Raw genomic sequence first — 14,640 nt, 5'->3', positions numbered from 1 at the left:
CCGGCCCCGGAGGGGACGCGTGTTGATCACGAAACGAGTTCATCAACTTCCGCAGGTGTGCCGGGTGGGGCGACAATGGGCGAATGCTGCAGGTTTGCCTGAACGGCGCCCGGTCTCCGCGTGAGCACTTCCACCTGCCGGTGCGGCCGGAGGAGCTGGCCAAGGCCGCCGCTGATGCGGTGGCCGCCGGGGCCACCGACGTGCACCTGCACCCCAAGTCCGCTGATGGCACCGACAGCCTCGACCCGCACGCGGTGGCAGCAGCGTTGCGCGCCGTGCGCGCGGCGGCGCCGGGGGTGGCGGTGGGCGTGACGACAGGGGCGTGGACGGCACCGGACACCGCTTCGCGGGTGCGGGCGATCAAGGCGTGGACGTTGCTGCCCGATCACGCCTCGGTCAACTGGCACGAGCCGGGCGCCGACGAGGTGGCGGGAGCGCTGCTGAACCTCGGGGTCGGGGTGGAGGCCGGGATCTACTCGGGCACCGATGCCGATCACCACTTCCGGCTCTCGCCGCACCGGAGCCGGGTGCTGCGGGTGCTGGCCGAGGTCACCGACCGCAGTGCCGGGGGTGCGGCGACCACCGCTGAGGCGCTGCTGGCACGTCTGCACCCCGCGTCGGCTCCGATCCTGCTGCACGGTGAGGCCGCCGGGGCGTGGCCGGTGCTGCGGCTGGCAGCGCGCCGAGGTTTCGCCGCGCGCATCGGCCTGGAGGACACGCTGATGCTTCCCGACGGGCAGATCGCCACCGACAACGCCGAGCTGGTGGCCGCCGCGCGGGCCGTCGTCGAGGCCGAGTCGCGTTGACCTCGCCAGCAATATTCGGTCGCGGTGTACTCGCCGGGGCAACTGCGTTCGAGGTGCTGGCCGAGCCGCACCGCCGCGAGGTCTTGACCTGCCTCCCAGAGGGGCAAGGCGCGGTCGGCTGAGCTGGGGCGAGCAGCTGCTGCCGAGCCAGCCCACGGTGTCCGAGCACTTCGAGGTGCTGCGCGAGGCCGGATTGGTGGAGGTCCGCCAGGGCTCCCAGCGCCGCTGGTACCGGCCGCGCCCGGGGCCGCTCGCCGAGATCGACTCCTGGCTGCGGCCCTGCCGGCGAGGGCGGACGCCCACCACGAAACCCGATCTGACGATGATCAACGGCCACCCGGTGCTGGCTGCAGCGCGCCTCGGACCACCCGCCTGGCGCGGTGTGGAAGGCGGTGACCGACCCCGGCGAGCTCTCGGCGTGGTTCCCGTTGCGCGGGGGAGTTCACCGGCGCCAGCCCGGGCACGCCGATGCGCTTCGACCGCGCGGAGGCACCCGAGACCGGTGAGGTCCTGGAGGCCGACGAACCGACGACATCCGCTGCTCGTGGTGCGCCGAGCGAACCGAAGCGCTGCGCGCCCGCGACGCAGCCACGCTCGCCCGAACAGGCCCGTCCGTGCCCTGGTGATCGGCCACATAGGATGGTCGTCGTCCGACATCGCGCCGCAGCGCCATCAGGGGAGCGAAGCATGATCTTCATTACCGCCAAGTTCCGGGTCAAGCCGGAGCACGCCGACCAGTGGCCGCAGATCTCCGCGGGGTTCACCAACGCCACCCGCAACGAGCCGGGCTGCCTGTGGTTCGACTGGTCGCGCAGCATCGAGGACCCCAACGAGTACGTGCTCGTGGAGGCCTTCCGCGACGGCGAGGCCGGTGCCGCGCACGTGCAGAGCGAGCACTTCAAGCACGCCCAGCAGACGCTGCCGCAGCACCTGGCCGAGACCCCGCGCGTCATCAACACCTCCCTGGACCAGGACGACTGGTCCCTGCTGGGGGAGATGTCCGTGGACTGACCCGGCAACGGGTCATGTCGAAGAGCAGGCCCCGGGAGCCCCGGGGCCTGCTCTCACCCGCGGCGATCAGCTCGAAGGTTGGCGCCTAGCGGGATTGGTGATCGGCTGCGGTGATCGCTGGGCCGGACTCCGACGTCTCGGCGGCGGGGGCCGGTCGCCGGGGTGCGGCCAGGCGTGTTCATGGTCCACACCGTGCCAGCGGCCCCCGCCGACGGTGGGGCGATTCGGGGAGAAGGCTCAGCCCGATTGACCGCGCATAATGGTTTTATGCGCAATCAGAAGTCGGCCGTTGGGGACAGCCAGGAGTGGGAGCATCTTCACGTGAGGTTGATCTCGCGCACAGACCGTACGGTGCCGGTCACGGTCCATAGGGCCGCGTCGATGTTGACCCCGAGGCGGCATTCGACGTCGTCGTACCGATCGACCTGTCGTTGGTGTTCACAGGTTGGGGTCCGTTCCCCGGGGTGCGTGGCGCCCGCAACCAGACTGGTTGCTAAGACCACGTCGGAGCGTCGCGGAACCCCGAGCTGACCGACGGCTCGACGGCCACCGAGACGCTGACCGAGTACGACCCCGGCCGCAGCTTCGCCTACGAGCTCACCGATTTCACCAACGTTCTCGGACGACTGGTCTCCGGGGTTCGTGGCGAGTGGACGTTCAGCCCCGACGGCTCGGGCACGCTCATCCGGTGGACTTACGATTTCAAGCCCCGCGCGGCGTGCCACGGACCGATCCGGGTGGGACTCGGCCCGTTGTGGCGGCGATACATGCTCGCCGCGCTCACCGGGACCGTCGAAGTCATCGAGCACGCGGGGCGCATGATCAGCTGCTCGAACGCCACCAATCGAAACCCATTGACCGGGTGGTGATCGGCGTACTGAATCCAGCAGCGGGTTACCGAGATAATCCGGCATCCCGGGTAGATCACGACCAGGCCGGATGACGCCTTGAACGAGGCTCCGGCGACGGATTATCTCGGATAGAACAGTTGGGCACCTGGATGGGCACGGTGACGACGCTCCGCTCGAAGTCCGCGACGTCACCGTCGGCGACGCGAACCTGGCCTTCGCCGAGCGCTGGGGCAGCGGCGCCAGTTTCACAACCTGCGCACCAGCTGAGAGCCAGGGTCAGGATCAAGCACCTTGGCTCCTTTCCTGTTGCCGCTATCGGTACGCAGCCGCTTTACATGCCGCCGAGCAGTCAACATGCCCGGCACGATGGCGCGGGTCGTGTCCGGCGAGCACCAATCAGTGGCACCGAGCTCCGCCCGCCGTACCGGGAAGCAAGGCCCGCTCACATCGAGCAACTCAGCAGGCACGTTGTGCCGTCCGTAAGCGCCGCACGCTAGGGCGAACGCGCACGCAGCGTGAGGCCCGGTCATGCCTCTCCCACCCTCGACTGAGGGCCGGCCGCCGAAATCGGTGAGGTCGAAATGCTGCTCACGCGGAAATACGCGCGGCCGTCATCTACCCACGGTCGAGGCCGGTGCTGCCCGTCATGCACGGCGGGCTTCCGCGGGCCGACGCGCTTGGCATCGAGCATGGTTCATCCTGCCCCGGTCAGCAGCAGATGATCGATGCGTCGTACCTGCATTGACGGTATCCAGGACTTGAGAACGTGGAAGACGTACACCTTCGCCAGGCCCCCAGGACAGCCACCGGTCGAGCGCGGGCGGCGACATGAGGGCACTGGCGTGGCGATTCCGCCTCTGACGTAGTCACTCCTGCTGGTCGTACCCAGAGCTGGCAACGGGTGTTCCAGCCGAAGACACGCGTCGGTCGGTGTGCGGTGGTGGGAAGAGGTCGAGGTAGCGCAGCGCCCGTTGCCACGGGTCGAGGGCGAATTGATGGCGAGCCCGATGGTGATAGCGCTCGCAGAGCAGGTCCAAATCTGGCTCGATCCGATGCGGCTGGTATCGAGTGTGGGGTTCGGCGGCGTGAGTGGTGGCCAGGAGTTCGGTATGCGGTGTCCACCCGTCGTGGTCAAACGCCCACGTGCCGTCGATGACGTAGACGTGGTGGGGGTTTTTGCTGACGTCGGACCACAGGCCAACCGGGAAGAACCCGGTTTCCGGGTAGGTCTCGAGGAACGCGAACGCCAGTATGTGGCAGGCGCCGGCTGCGAAGAACGCCTTGTCGGGTCGCTGCCACGACAACAGCTGATCTGCGCGCTCTTCCGGAGTGCGTTCGTACAGGGAACACGGCAGGTATGTCACGGGCACTCCAGTGTGGGAGGGCTTAGGCGACTGGGTACTCGACCTCTCCCCAACCGACCCCGGCTGGGTTCGCAGTCACGGCGTGAGGGGGTGCGGTCGCGGCATCGGGTGTTGGCCGCGATGCGCACACAGGCGTGTGAAGGGGCGGTTCTCGGGTGGTCGGCCGCCGCATGGGTATCGGCTTGTGGATTCGGGTCCGCGTCCGGTTGAGGCGCATGCGCGGTGGGGGGTCGGTTGCATCAGTTGGAGCCGGATCCGGTGACGGGGCCGTGGGTGCGGTGGGTCTTTGCGCAGCGTGTGGCGGGGCGGAGCATTGCTGGGATCGCGCGGGAGCTCAAAGATCATGGGTGGCGTGTCCGTCGAGTGTGGATCCGGTCGGAATAGGCATCGTTCGGGGGCGGGCGTGGAGGACGCCGACGGTGGCGGGAATTCTTGAGAATTTCGGTATACGGGCAGGCAGGTGTGGAACGGCACCGGCACGGCCCAGGATGCTGCCACTCAACGGGGCAGCTGTCCTTACCAGGATGCTAACCGACGCACCGTTCAGGTCGGTCGTGGAAATCCCTGGCGGCATCGTCAACGACCTGCTGAATGCCCGATCGAAGTCGTTTCGTACCCGGTCGGCATCCAGGATTCGAGGTATGTCCCGCTGCCTCCACGCGCGCGCATCCCTGGGGAGCGTGTCCTCGGGGTGTCCTCCGGGGACGTGTGTAGGTGAAATTTGCCTCGCCCATTCACGACAGCGGCGGTGATCTGCGCAGTGATCACCGGAATCGTCACGACGAAGATCGCCTCGACTGCTCACACGATCACCCGGGCCACGACCTAGGCGATCACATCGCGGACCATCTCGCGGGTCAGTTCCACCAGGCCGCCCGCGCCCTCGGTGGCCACCGCCATCGCCGCTTAGATCGCGGCCAGGCCGCCGAGTGCCTCCACGTTGTTGGCCATCCGGGCGGTGGTGCGCGTCCGCGGCGTCACCGTGCCAGTCAGATAGGTCGTCTTCGGGGCTCGACTCGAGTTCGGTGGCCATGGCACCTAGCTCGTTCGCCATGTTCCAGTTCGCGGCGTGGGCATTGACCACGTCGGGCTTGCCGGTCAGCTCGTCTAGCACCTGCCGCAGCGGCTCGAAGTACTCCATGGCCCAACCCCGCCCGTTGACCAGCCGCGCGCTGACCGGGCCCAGCACTCTCGCCGCGACCTCGACCCCCAGCCCGCTGCAGCGAGCCGGCCCGGTCGGTGCTGGGCGAGATCATCGCGCGCGAGATCCGTGGTGGTCCTGTGGAACGAGCACACGACCACCTCGCCGCTGCAGGTCTTCGACACCTGGGCGAAACAGGTCCAAGCCGCGTTCATCCGCCTCGCCGAAGCTGTTCGGCATCGCTACAACACCTCCCCTGAGCCCTGGTCCCCGTAGCCGCATGACGGGGGTGTTCCGTCACCTCCGCCCGCAGCCAGGTCGTCTCCGACATCGAACCCACCGAAGCGGGGGCGGTGAAGCTGACGGTGACCCACACCGGCTTCACCACCGACTCCACCCTGCGCCCCATGACCAGCCACGGATGGCCCGAGCTGCTCTCCAGCCTCAAAACCCTGCTGGAAACCAGCGACCCGCTCTGAACCAGGCCTCACACCGCCACGCTCAACCACAACGAACCGGAAGCCAACCCGAGGAAGACCACGGCGGGACCGATCGTGCGCACCGTCCGGGCCCGCACGTGCACCACCACGGCCCCCACGAAGAACAACACCAGCCCGCCCGCGGCCAGCACCCCGATGACCGGAACACCCAGCAACCCCGCGACGAGCCCCACCGCACCCGCCGCCTTCACCACCCCGAGCACCGGCAGCCACCCCACCGGCACCCCGTTGGCCTCGGCATTGCCCACCACGTACCGGTGCCCGGAAGAATCCACCGCCGCGCTCAACGCGCTGAGCACCGCGGTCACCACCACCACGACAGACGCGACCACCATCGGTCCCCTCCTTCCCACGTTCGCCTTCCCCCATGACGTGTGCGAGAAGACGAACGTGACCGCCCGGCTAGAGCACCACGACCCACGGACCCGCGCGCCCACCACGGCGAAACCCACCTGCCGACCTCCACCCCTGAACGGCCCGTGAACCCCACGCGAACCACCGTCAACCAGCCGATCAGACCCTTGCCCTGCTCCCCACGGCCAGACCAAGGTGATCACCGCACATCGCCGACCAGCGCAACGGGGAAGACCACCATGCCGTTGAACTCCTACGGCGTGCTCAGCGCACGCATCATCGACGTCCGCCGCGAAACCGGCGGCACCCCGCACCACCAGATCCACCTCGTGGACGACGACAAGCGCCACTACCGCGCCGCGGTCAACGTCGAATCCAGCCAGCAGCCCTCAGACCTGCTCTACTTCGCCGCCGACAACTTCCAGCACCCGCTGACCGCCGCACTCCCACCCGCAGGCTCAGGCTGGAACAAGCTCGCCTCCCAGCCCGGCGGCGCCGCACTGGACTACCTGCGCGCCAACGTCGTCACCCGCGAGCAGATGCGGCCCGTCCCGCCCGACGCCGAAGGCCCCAACAACGACCTCGCCGACTTCCTCGACCACTACGTCCACCGCGCCCAGCAAGACCCCACCGCCACCGCCTACATCTACGGCGAACCCTGGGGACCCGAAGACACCCCCGACAAGATCTTCGGCTCCCAGCCCGGCAACGGCGTCCACAACATCCACATGAACCAGGGCAACGGCGAGCAGTACCAACAGGACGACGGCGTCTGGCAGGACGGCGGACTCCTCCTGCACCTCGCAAGCGAAAACCGCTGGGTCGCGGTCTTCCTCGCCTTCCAAACCCAAGCCTGGCACACCGACGACGACACCGGCCACGCCCTGCCCGCCCCCGAAGACACCTCGATCCGCGTCGTAGCGGCCATGGTCAACCCCATCGGAGGCGGCAGGGAGAACGAAACCATCACCCTGCTCAACACCTCCGACCACACCATCTCCCTGGCCGGCTGGACCCTCGCCGACGCCCAGAAGAACACCATGCCGCTGCCGGTGCCCGCCATCGCAGCCGGACAAACCCTGCAGATCCCGGCCACCAACGGCTTCCAACTCGGCAACGACGGCGGCCAGATCACCGTCCTCGACCCCCACGGCCTCAAAGTCCACGGCGTCACCTACACCGCCGAACACACCTCCACCGAAGGCCGCACAGTCCAGTTCTGAGCACCAGCAGGTGGCCGGTCAAGCCCTGGCGACCACCTGCAACGCCCGAGACAAATCCGCCACCTGCTCATCCGCGAGCACCACCGTCACCTCCTGACCACTGACCAGCGTGAACGTCAACGCGCCCGCATCGACCTCCACGCACCCGGCGACACGCTCCCGCAACGACGGATCCGCCGACCTCCTCGCAGCACCCTCGAACAACGGCAGGTTCGCGGCCATCTCCACCACGCACCACGCCGCCGACCACAACGCCTCACGATCCCGGAAATCCGCCCGGCTGCAGGTCAACTCCCGACCCAACCCCGCCGAACCCACCCGTGCCTTCACCCGACCCACACCCGCAACGGTCTCCCAGATCACCAACACCGTCACGTTGTTGGCCAACCGCCTGCGATAGGTCTCCCGCCCCTGCGAACGAGCCAACTCCCAACCATCCACCATCTCGGGCCACGCGTCGTCCACCACGCCCACTCCTCTGCCGAACCGGTGCACTCACCGATCCGACGCACCACACCCCCCACCCCGTTCCACTCACCTCACCCGATGACCCGCACCCCAGTAGAACGGCCACACCGTCTCACCCACCTGCGCACCGACCAGCCCAACCCCGCCAACGCCCGCGCCAACTGCTCCGGCCGATAGGCCACCTTCACCAACCGGTGCACCCCACCACCAGCCCACCGCCGAATCACCGACGACTCCGCGCCCTCCACCAACTCCTCCGGAGCGCGCAACGCATCATCGACGAACAACACCCGCCCACCAGGCGCCAAACAACCCGCCACCATCGCCCAGAACTCCGCGAACCGCTCCCGCGGCACGTGCGACAACCAGAACCCGAAGAACACCACGTCGAAAACACCCTCCGGACGCCACCCGAACACATCGGCCCGCACCCACCGCACCCGCTCATCCACCCGGGCAGCGGCCCTGGCCAACATCTCCGCAGACGCATCCACCGCCGTCACCTCATCGGCGTGCCGCGCCAGCAGCGGAGTCCACACACCCGGCCCGCACGCCAGCTCCAACACACGCCCTGCCGGCGCGAACTCCTCGACGACCGCACCGAGCGCAGACGCGCCCGGCATCGCCCCGTAATCGCCGTACTCACCGGCGACCGCCCGGTAGTAAGCGACCTGCTCAGCCAACAACGCATCCAGATCGTCGTCACCCGCCATGCCAGGAGCCTAGAACCGCCACCGGCGCGGCGAGCTCAACTCACCCCGAACGCCTCCACGGCATAGGTCGAACGCCACCCGTGGTCGGCCACACGACGCACCCCGAACCCGCCTCACCGAGCAGCTACTGCCACCGCGCGATCGACAGCTCGTGATCGGCGTGGGGAAGTGGTGGAGAACCCGCCCAGCACCACCGGCAGGCGGAAGCCCGAACCCACCAGAGCCCGATCCGCCCCAGTGCTCCCGCAACCGCTGCTCCCAGGCACCTCGACCGCCTACCGAGTTCGAAAACCACGGCTCACCGGCCCGCGTGCTCGAGCCGTAATTCCAGCGCCAACGCCACCACGCCCACAGCGGCACCCCAGCCGGCGTTGACCAGCAAGACCATCACCACTCCGATCCCACCGGGCGTGGCGAGCGGGCCCACCAGCTCGCCACGCAGGATGGGTGAGAGCACCGCGCTCAGCACTACCGCCAGCACCCCGTAGACCAGCCCGGCGCAGGTCAAAGTCGCCACCGGACGGGCGCTGCGCCGCCACACCACCGCCGCGAGCCAGACCGTCGAGATCACCACCGTCACCAGCACCGGCCCCACCGGTTTGCCGAGCACGTCCATGGCGCCGGTGATGTTCAGGATCGGCCGCACCAGTGCGAACACCCCGAGCACCACGATCAGCGGCCACGACAGCCGCGAAACTCCGGTAGTCATACCGCGAAGTTAGCGACCCGGAGGCCGTCGCGACTCGGGGGAGCACCGGACCCGCCCCTGAGGCATCACCTAGCCGGGGCAGGGCCGGTCCACGCCTCGCCACAGGAATTGAAACATGTTCTACTGAGTTGCATGGCGATCCAGCATGACCCGAACGACGAATGCGACGTGCTCGTCATCGGATCCGGCGGAGGCGCCCTCACCGGCGCCTACACCGCCGCCCGAGAAGGACTCTCGGTCATCGTGGCCGAAGCATCCACCCACTTCGGAGGCACCACCGCCTACTCCGGCGGCGGCATGTGGTTCCCCTGCAACGCCGCACTCCAACGCGCAGGCGACCACGACACCCTCGACGACGCCCGCACCTACTTCCACGCCGTCGTCGGCGACCGCACACCCACCGAACTCCAAGACGCCTTCGTCAACACCGGCGCACCACTCGTCGACTACCTCGAAGCCGACAGCGACTTCAAGTTCACGCCCTTCCCGTGGCCCGACTACTTCGGCTCCGCACCCCGAGCCAGCGCCACCGGCCGCCACATCATGGCCAAACCCGTCAAAGCCGAAAAACTCGGAGACCTCCGCGACACCCTCCGCCCACCACTGGGCACCGAACGCGCCCACGAACCCCTCCCGGACGGGCTCTTCGGCGGCCAAGCACTGCTCGCACGACTGCTCATCGCCCTGTCCAAACAGACTCACACCGACCTGCGCCGCAACGCCGTCTGCGACGAACTCCTCCGCACCCGCGGCACAGTCACCGGCGCAGTGGTCACCCAGGACGGCCAACGGCGCCACATCCACGCCCGCCACGGCGTCCTCATCGCCGCAGGCGGATTCGAGCACAACGAGCAGATGCGCACCGACCACGCCGTCCCCGGCACCGCACGCGACGCCATGGGCCCACCCAGCAACCAGGGCCTGGCCACGCTCGCCGGCATCGCCGCCGAAGCCGACACCGACCTCATGTCCGAAGCCTGGTGGTCACCCGGCATCACCCACCCCGACGGCTCATCGACGTTCTCCCTCTGGTTCACCGCAGGCATCTTCGTCGACGACCACGGCGAACGCTTCGTCAACGAATCCGCCGCCTACGACCGCATCGGCCGACGCATCCTCGCCCGCCTCGCCGACGGCCACATGAGCCTCCCGTACTGGCTGATCTACGACGACAGAGCAGGGGAGAGGCCACCAGTCCAGTCCACCAGCGTGCCGCTGGGCGACACCCAGGACTACGTCGACGCCGGACTGTGGCACACCGCCAACACCCTCGACGAACTCGCCACCAAGATCGGCGTCCCCGCCGACGACCTGGAACGCACCGTCATTCGCTTCAACAGCTACGCCGAAGCCGGAACCGACGAGGACTTCGCACGCGGCGACGAACCCTTCGACCGCGCCTTCACCGACGGCGCATCACCCCTGGTCCCCATCGAGAAGGGCCCCTTCCACGCCGCAGCCTTCGGAGTCTCCGACCTCGGCACCAAGGGCGGCCTGCGCACCGACGCACGGGCCCGCGTGCTCGACACCGAAGGCCGGATCATCCCAGGGCTGTACGCAGCCGGGAACTCGATGGCCGCGGTGTCCGGAACCACCTACCCCGCCGGCGGGAACCCGATCGGAGCCTGCATGGTCTTCAGCCACCTCGCCGCCCTCGACATGGCGGAACGCAGGGGAGAGGACTGACACTTGCGACCACGGAAGGTGATCGGTCGCGCATTCTGTCGCATACCGTTCACCGTTTCGCAGCGGCCGTACATCGAATGCTAGTTGTTGGAGCCCTGTTGATCACTGTGGGTAGCTAGATTGTCGATCGCGTCATCCTTTGAGATCGCTCCGCCGCACTCGGCGGGCAGAAGGGACCGATCGATGCCGGAGATCATCACGAACGAGCACACCCACAAGGCCAGGGTCAGCTGGTGGGACAGTCGCGCGGAGACCTTGTGCGGCAAGACCATCGAACTGGGCCACTACAGGACGCCGTGGTTCTACGGCGGTACTGACTGCGTCGATTGCAAGAAGGCGAAGGCCGCAGGCAAGAGGCTCTGACCGTCAGCACGCCGGTTGGTGCGCCGATCAACCCTGGACGGCGCACCAACCACCCGGGGAAGGGCAGGCACCGGCCTCCGAACACTCCACTTAACATAATGTGCATTATCGGCGTTGCGGCAACGTGCGGGAAGATGTCGAGAGGGGCTGCTGGACGGCGGTTTTCAGGCTGCTCGAGGCCACGGCGTGCAGGTGCATGGTGACGAGCCAGACGCCTCAGGCAACCGCGGCGAGCTGCGCCGGAGGTTCGGTGGGTGTTGCCCGCAGAGCCCCGAGGGCATGACACGCGGATGGGGATGCAAGAACTGCGCGACGGGACCGGCGGCGCTCGGGTGGTGCCGCTCGAGCGGCTGGGCGGGGCCGACGACAAGCCTTCCCCTTGCTCATCCGGCGGATCCCTTGTCAACCATTATTTCCGTCACTGTGACGCAAGAAGGTTGGGCTGGATGGACCCCGAAACGGTGGGCCATGTAGTGCACTTGCTCGTTGTCGATCACCGGAACGAGCCGGCGAGTCAAAGTCGCCGACGAAGCTTCGAGCTGGTTCGACTCGATCAGCACAGCTGCCGAGCGCTCTCAAATCCCGGCGGTGCACGACCGCGGATGGCTCCCACCGGGTGCTTCGATCCCCCGAGGAAGTCCTCGTCACCCACCGGGCCCATCACTCCGATTGGTGGATAACGTAGATTATCCACCAAATATCGTGATCAACCCATGAATTGTGGTGCGCACACCTCACTTCCAGTTGAAGCGCAACCGGACCGCCCTGGTAGGCAGCACCTCCTAACGCTGGTCAGCCCGGGTGCGCCCACTCGCCCGGGCTGCTCCCCTCGCTCATCTCCCTCGCCCCTGCCCCGCCTTCGAACGACATGTCGAACGCGTGCTCCCCTCGCTGGAGGTTCAGGGGCGCCATCGTGGCGCGTAGCCCGGCCGGTCCGCGTAGGGCAAGCCGAGCAGGGCCAGGGTGAGGCATCCGCGTTCGTCCTCCGACGGGTAGCTCGTGCCGAGGGTGTCGCAGGGGCCTCCTCCGGTGCCGCACAAGTCGTGCTGAGCGAGCAGTCGGGATTTGAGCTCGCATTCGCGGAACCCGCGCAGCGGGTCGATGAGGCAGCGGTGAGTGGCGTTTCCGGCTTCTTCAACGCCTCTGGCCTGGCTGTGCAGTTCGAGGTCGATGTCGATCTGGCGGCGCAGGAATCGGACGAAGCGGTCCATCGTGTGAGCTCTCCCCTGGTGCCCCGGGCCGGGTCGGGCCTGGTGATCTCGGTCCATAGCGGGGACGTGCGGGGAGCCAGGTGATGACGTGGTGCGGCGCGATTGTCGGTTGGTTACTTCTTTGCGAACTCGTGGCGGCTTGTCGCCAGTAATTCCCGTGCAGGTGATCGGCTGCGTAGCGTGGCGAACCCCGAGGGCAGGCGCCCTGTTTCGTGATCGCTGACCGATTTCGGGAGTGAAGAGATGGCACTACAACAGGTACGAGTGGCTCGACGTGCGGTGCTGGCCGGAGGGCTCGCGGTGTCCGCAGTGGGTTTCGCAGGGTTGCCCGCCGGCGCGGCGGTGCGGAGCTCGGCGGCTCCGTCGATCTCCTCGACGTCGGACTGGAACGCGCGGGACGCTTCCGGTTCGATCGAGGTGCTGGACTCCAAGCCGACCAAGATCATCGTGCACCACACGGCGACGCCCAACAGCGACGACACGTCGCAGTCGCACGCCTTCGAGTTATCGAGGCAGATCCAGGACTTCCACATGGACAGCAACGGCTGGTCCGACACCGGTCAGAACTTCACCAACTCGCGCGGCGGGCACTTGATGGAGGGCCGGCACAAGAGCCTCGCCGCGCTGGAGGGCGGTTCCCAGCACGTCAAGGGCGCCCACGCCGGTGAGCAGAACTCAGTGGCGCTGGGCATCGAGAACGAGGGCACCTACACCGAGGCGTCGGTTCCGGGTTCGCTGTGGGACTCGCTGGTGTCCCTGTGCTCGTACATGGTGTCGCAGTACGGGATCGAGCCGGGTGCGATCTACGGGCACCGGGATTACATGGCCACGGCGTGCCCGGGTGATGTGCTCCACGCGCGGCTTCCGGAGCTGCGGGAGTCGGTGGGTGCGGCGCTGGGCCTGCCGGTGAGGCAGCCGGTGAGCTGGCCGTTGCTGCGTCCGGGTGCGCAGGGTCCGGACGTGATCGCGTTGCAGGTGCTGCTGGGTGCGCGGGGAATGTCGGTGCCGGTGGACGGTGTGTTCGGTGAGGCGACGCAGCGGGCGGCGTCGCGGGTGGCGGTGGAGCGGGGGGCGAGCGTTCCGTCGTGCTCCGCTTCGCGGGTGGTCGAGCCCGGGTTGTTCGGTGGCTCGGCGTGGGAGGGCGTGACGCCGGTGCTGGGAGCGGGTGACGGTGGTGAGGCGGTGCGCGCTGCGCAGGTGTTGTTGACCTCGCGGGGTCGCTACGTGCCGGCGGATGGTGTGTTCGGTGATCGGATGGTGTCGGTCGTGCGGGAGTTCCAGGCGGCGTCGGGGCTCGCGGTCACCGGTGTCGTCGATCGGGCGAGCTGGCAGCGGTTGCTGAGCTGACCCTGCCCCCTGTTGCGGTGCGGTGCCGTGGGAGTGCACGAACTCCCAGGGCACCGTTTCCGTCGGGAGGAGGTTGTGCGTGGTGGGCATCGACGCCGGCATCAGTTCGCTGGTCACGTTGTCGACCGGGGAGGAGATCACCAGCCTGGAGCACTCCGCTCGGGTACGCGCCCGCCTGCTCAGCGTGCGCTTGCCTCGGGGGAAGGAGGAGAGCCCCACCAACGGGGCCGATGCCCGGGGCAGGGTCGTCCGGATCCGAGCGAGGATCGCTGACCGCAGGGGTGACCAGCTGCACGAGGTCGTTGCTCACTCGTCCTCGAGAACCACAGGGTCGTCCTCGAAGACCTGTCGGTTGGGCAACATGTCAGGTAGCGCAGCCTTGCCCGCGCGATCAGCGAGCGTCGTTGGCCGAGGTGCGGTCGATGCTGGTGCGGGTGCCTGGTGCGGGCGGAACCTCTCGGTGATCGCGCCGACCCCCCGAGACGTTCGGGCTGCGGCAAGCTCGTCGGCGGCATGCCGCCCGCGCGGGTGGGGATTCCCCGCCTTCAGGTGCGGGAGGGAGTCAAGCTCGGGTGATGCGGAGGGTGCGGATTTCGAAGGGGCGGAGTTTGAGGGGTGCGTCGGGTGGTTGGGGTGCGTGGGTGGGTCGTTCGAGCAGGTCGGTTCGGGTGATGGTGGTTGCGGGGAAGCTGGTGGTCAGGTGGGTGCGGGCTTGGGCGCCGCGGGCTTCGTAGAGGCGGACGATGACGTCGCCGCTGCGGTCGTCGGCGAGTTTGAGGGCTTCGACGATGACGTTGGGGTTGTCGAGGGTGATCAGGGGTGTGACGGGGTGGGTGCCGAGGTGGGGCACCCACCCCGTCACACCCCTGATCACCCTCGACAACCCCAACGTC

Annotated in this window: 16 protein-coding genes and 1 pseudogene; 10 read left to right on the top strand and 7 right to left on the bottom strand. The window is 68.0% G+C overall.

The window, feature by feature from the left end; genetic code table 11:
- Nucleotides 1–83 precede the first annotated feature (83 nt).
- The 4 genes from E1161_RS22675 to E1161_RS28730 all read left to right on the top strand — a co-directional run bounded on the left by E1161_RS22675 (nucleotide 84) and on the right by E1161_RS28730 (nucleotide 2,686).
- Nucleotides 84–806 (top strand): 3-keto-5-aminohexanoate cleavage protein, encoded by a 723-nt coding sequence (locus tag E1161_RS22675; RefSeq protein WP_132626566.1) that lies wholly within the window; start codon nucleotides 84–86, stop codon nucleotides 804–806.
- A 157-nt stretch (nucleotides 807–963) separates the two neighbouring features.
- Nucleotides 964–1,497: an ArsR/SmtB family transcription factor gene (locus tag E1161_RS28735; protein ID WP_408012015.1), complete on the top strand. Its 534-nt coding sequence runs from the start codon at nucleotides 964–966 to the stop codon at nucleotides 1,495–1,497.
- Nucleotides 1,494–1,817: a putative quinol monooxygenase gene (locus E1161_RS22665; RefSeq protein ID WP_132626564.1), complete on the top strand. Its 324-nt coding sequence runs from the start codon at nucleotides 1,494–1,496 to the stop codon at nucleotides 1,815–1,817. The genes E1161_RS28735 and E1161_RS22665 overlap by 4 nt, the downstream gene beginning before the upstream one ends.
- Nucleotides 1,818–2,344: 527 nt before the next feature.
- Entirely contained in the window at nucleotides 2,345–2,686 is a 342-nt protein-coding gene (locus tag E1161_RS28730; RefSeq protein WP_207920360.1) for an SRPBCC family protein, read from the top strand.
- An 848-nt stretch (nucleotides 2,687–3,534) separates the two neighbouring features.
- Here the strand turns inward: E1161_RS28730 and E1161_RS22655 are convergent.
- A complete protein-coding gene (locus tag E1161_RS22655) occupies nucleotides 3,535–3,972 on the bottom strand; it encodes a hypothetical protein (protein ID WP_132626562.1) in 438 nt (145 codons plus the stop codon).
- 1,330 nt (nucleotides 3,973–5,302) lie between these two features.
- Here E1161_RS22655 and E1161_RS27340 point away from each other — a divergent pair.
- A complete protein-coding gene (locus E1161_RS27340) occupies nucleotides 5,303–5,449 on the top strand; it encodes a hypothetical protein (RefSeq protein ID WP_165939909.1) in 147 nt (48 codons plus the stop codon).
- Between the two features lie 44 nt (nucleotides 5,450–5,493).
- A pseudogene (locus E1161_RS22645) lies at nucleotides 5,494–5,652 on the top strand (SRPBCC domain-containing protein); the annotation flags it as partial.
- 8 nt (nucleotides 5,653–5,660) lie between these two features.
- Here the strand turns inward: E1161_RS22645 and E1161_RS22640 are convergent.
- Entirely contained in the window at nucleotides 5,661–6,008 is a 348-nt protein-coding gene (locus tag E1161_RS22640; protein ID WP_132626558.1) for a DoxX family protein, read from the bottom strand.
- 258 nt (nucleotides 6,009–6,266) lie between these two features.
- Between E1161_RS22640 and E1161_RS22635 the strand changes: the two genes are divergently transcribed.
- Nucleotides 6,267–7,250: a DUF2278 family protein gene (locus E1161_RS22635; RefSeq protein WP_132626556.1), complete on the top strand. Its 984-nt coding sequence runs from the start codon at nucleotides 6,267–6,269 to the stop codon at nucleotides 7,248–7,250.
- An 18-nt stretch (nucleotides 7,251–7,268) separates the two neighbouring features.
- On the opposite strand, the gene E1161_RS22630 is transcribed toward E1161_RS22635, so the two are convergent.
- The 3 genes from E1161_RS22630 to E1161_RS22620 all read right to left on the bottom strand — a co-directional run bounded on the left by E1161_RS22630 (nucleotide 7,269) and on the right by E1161_RS22620 (nucleotide 9,140).
- The gene (locus E1161_RS22630; protein ID WP_132626554.1) at nucleotides 7,269–7,724 is read right to left on the bottom strand and encodes a hypothetical protein; all 456 of its coding nucleotides are present in this window, start codon (nucleotides 7,722–7,724) and stop codon (nucleotides 7,269–7,271) included.
- Nucleotides 7,725–7,789: 65 nt separating this feature from the next.
- Nucleotides 7,790–8,431, bottom strand: coding sequence for a class I SAM-dependent methyltransferase (locus E1161_RS22625; RefSeq protein ID WP_235875230.1), 642 nt, complete (start codon nucleotides 8,429–8,431; stop codon nucleotides 7,790–7,792).
- Between the two features lie 298 nt (nucleotides 8,432–8,729).
- Nucleotides 8,730–9,140, bottom strand: coding sequence for a hypothetical protein (locus E1161_RS22620; protein WP_132626552.1), 411 nt, complete (start codon nucleotides 9,138–9,140; stop codon nucleotides 8,730–8,732).
- A gap of 132 nt (nucleotides 9,141–9,272) precedes the next feature.
- Between E1161_RS22620 and E1161_RS22615 the strand changes: the two genes are divergently transcribed.
- Both E1161_RS22615 and E1161_RS22610 read left to right on the top strand, forming a co-directional pair.
- Entirely contained in the window at nucleotides 9,273–10,826 is a 1,554-nt protein-coding gene (locus tag E1161_RS22615) for an FAD-binding protein (RefSeq protein ID WP_132626550.1), read from the top strand.
- A gap of 183 nt (nucleotides 10,827–11,009) precedes the next feature.
- Nucleotides 11,010–11,189, top strand: a complete 180-nt coding sequence (locus E1161_RS22610; protein WP_132626548.1) for a hypothetical protein — start codon at nucleotides 11,010–11,012, stop codon at nucleotides 11,187–11,189.
- Nucleotides 11,190–12,088: 899 nt separating this feature from the next.
- On the opposite strand, the gene E1161_RS22605 is transcribed toward E1161_RS22610, so the two are convergent.
- Nucleotides 12,089–12,400 carry a DUF6221 family protein gene (locus E1161_RS22605; RefSeq protein WP_132626546.1) on the bottom strand — a complete coding sequence of 104 codons (312 nt, stop codon included), beginning with the start codon at nucleotides 12,398–12,400 and terminating at the stop codon, nucleotides 12,089–12,091.
- Nucleotides 12,401–12,643: 243 nt separating this feature from the next.
- Here E1161_RS22605 and E1161_RS22600 point away from each other — a divergent pair, with 243 nt between their 5' ends.
- Nucleotides 12,644–13,747, top strand: coding sequence for a peptidoglycan recognition protein family protein (locus E1161_RS22600; protein WP_132626544.1), 1,104 nt, complete (start codon nucleotides 12,644–12,646; stop codon nucleotides 13,745–13,747).
- A gap of 562 nt (nucleotides 13,748–14,309) precedes the next feature.
- On the opposite strand, the gene E1161_RS22595 is transcribed toward E1161_RS22600, so the two are convergent.
- Nucleotides 14,310–14,640 (bottom strand): glycosyl hydrolase-related protein (locus E1161_RS22595; protein ID WP_132626542.1); only part of this gene is annotated, 331 nt, incomplete at its 5' end.

Origin of the sequence: Saccharopolyspora aridisoli, from assembly GCF_004348445.1 — a bacterium.
In the GTDB taxonomy this organism is placed as follows: domain Bacteria; phylum Actinomycetota; class Actinomycetes; order Mycobacteriales; family Pseudonocardiaceae; genus Saccharopolyspora; species Saccharopolyspora aridisoli.
The sequence above is the reverse complement of the archived record's forward strand: the minus strand, read 5'-3'. Positions and strand labels throughout refer to the sequence as shown.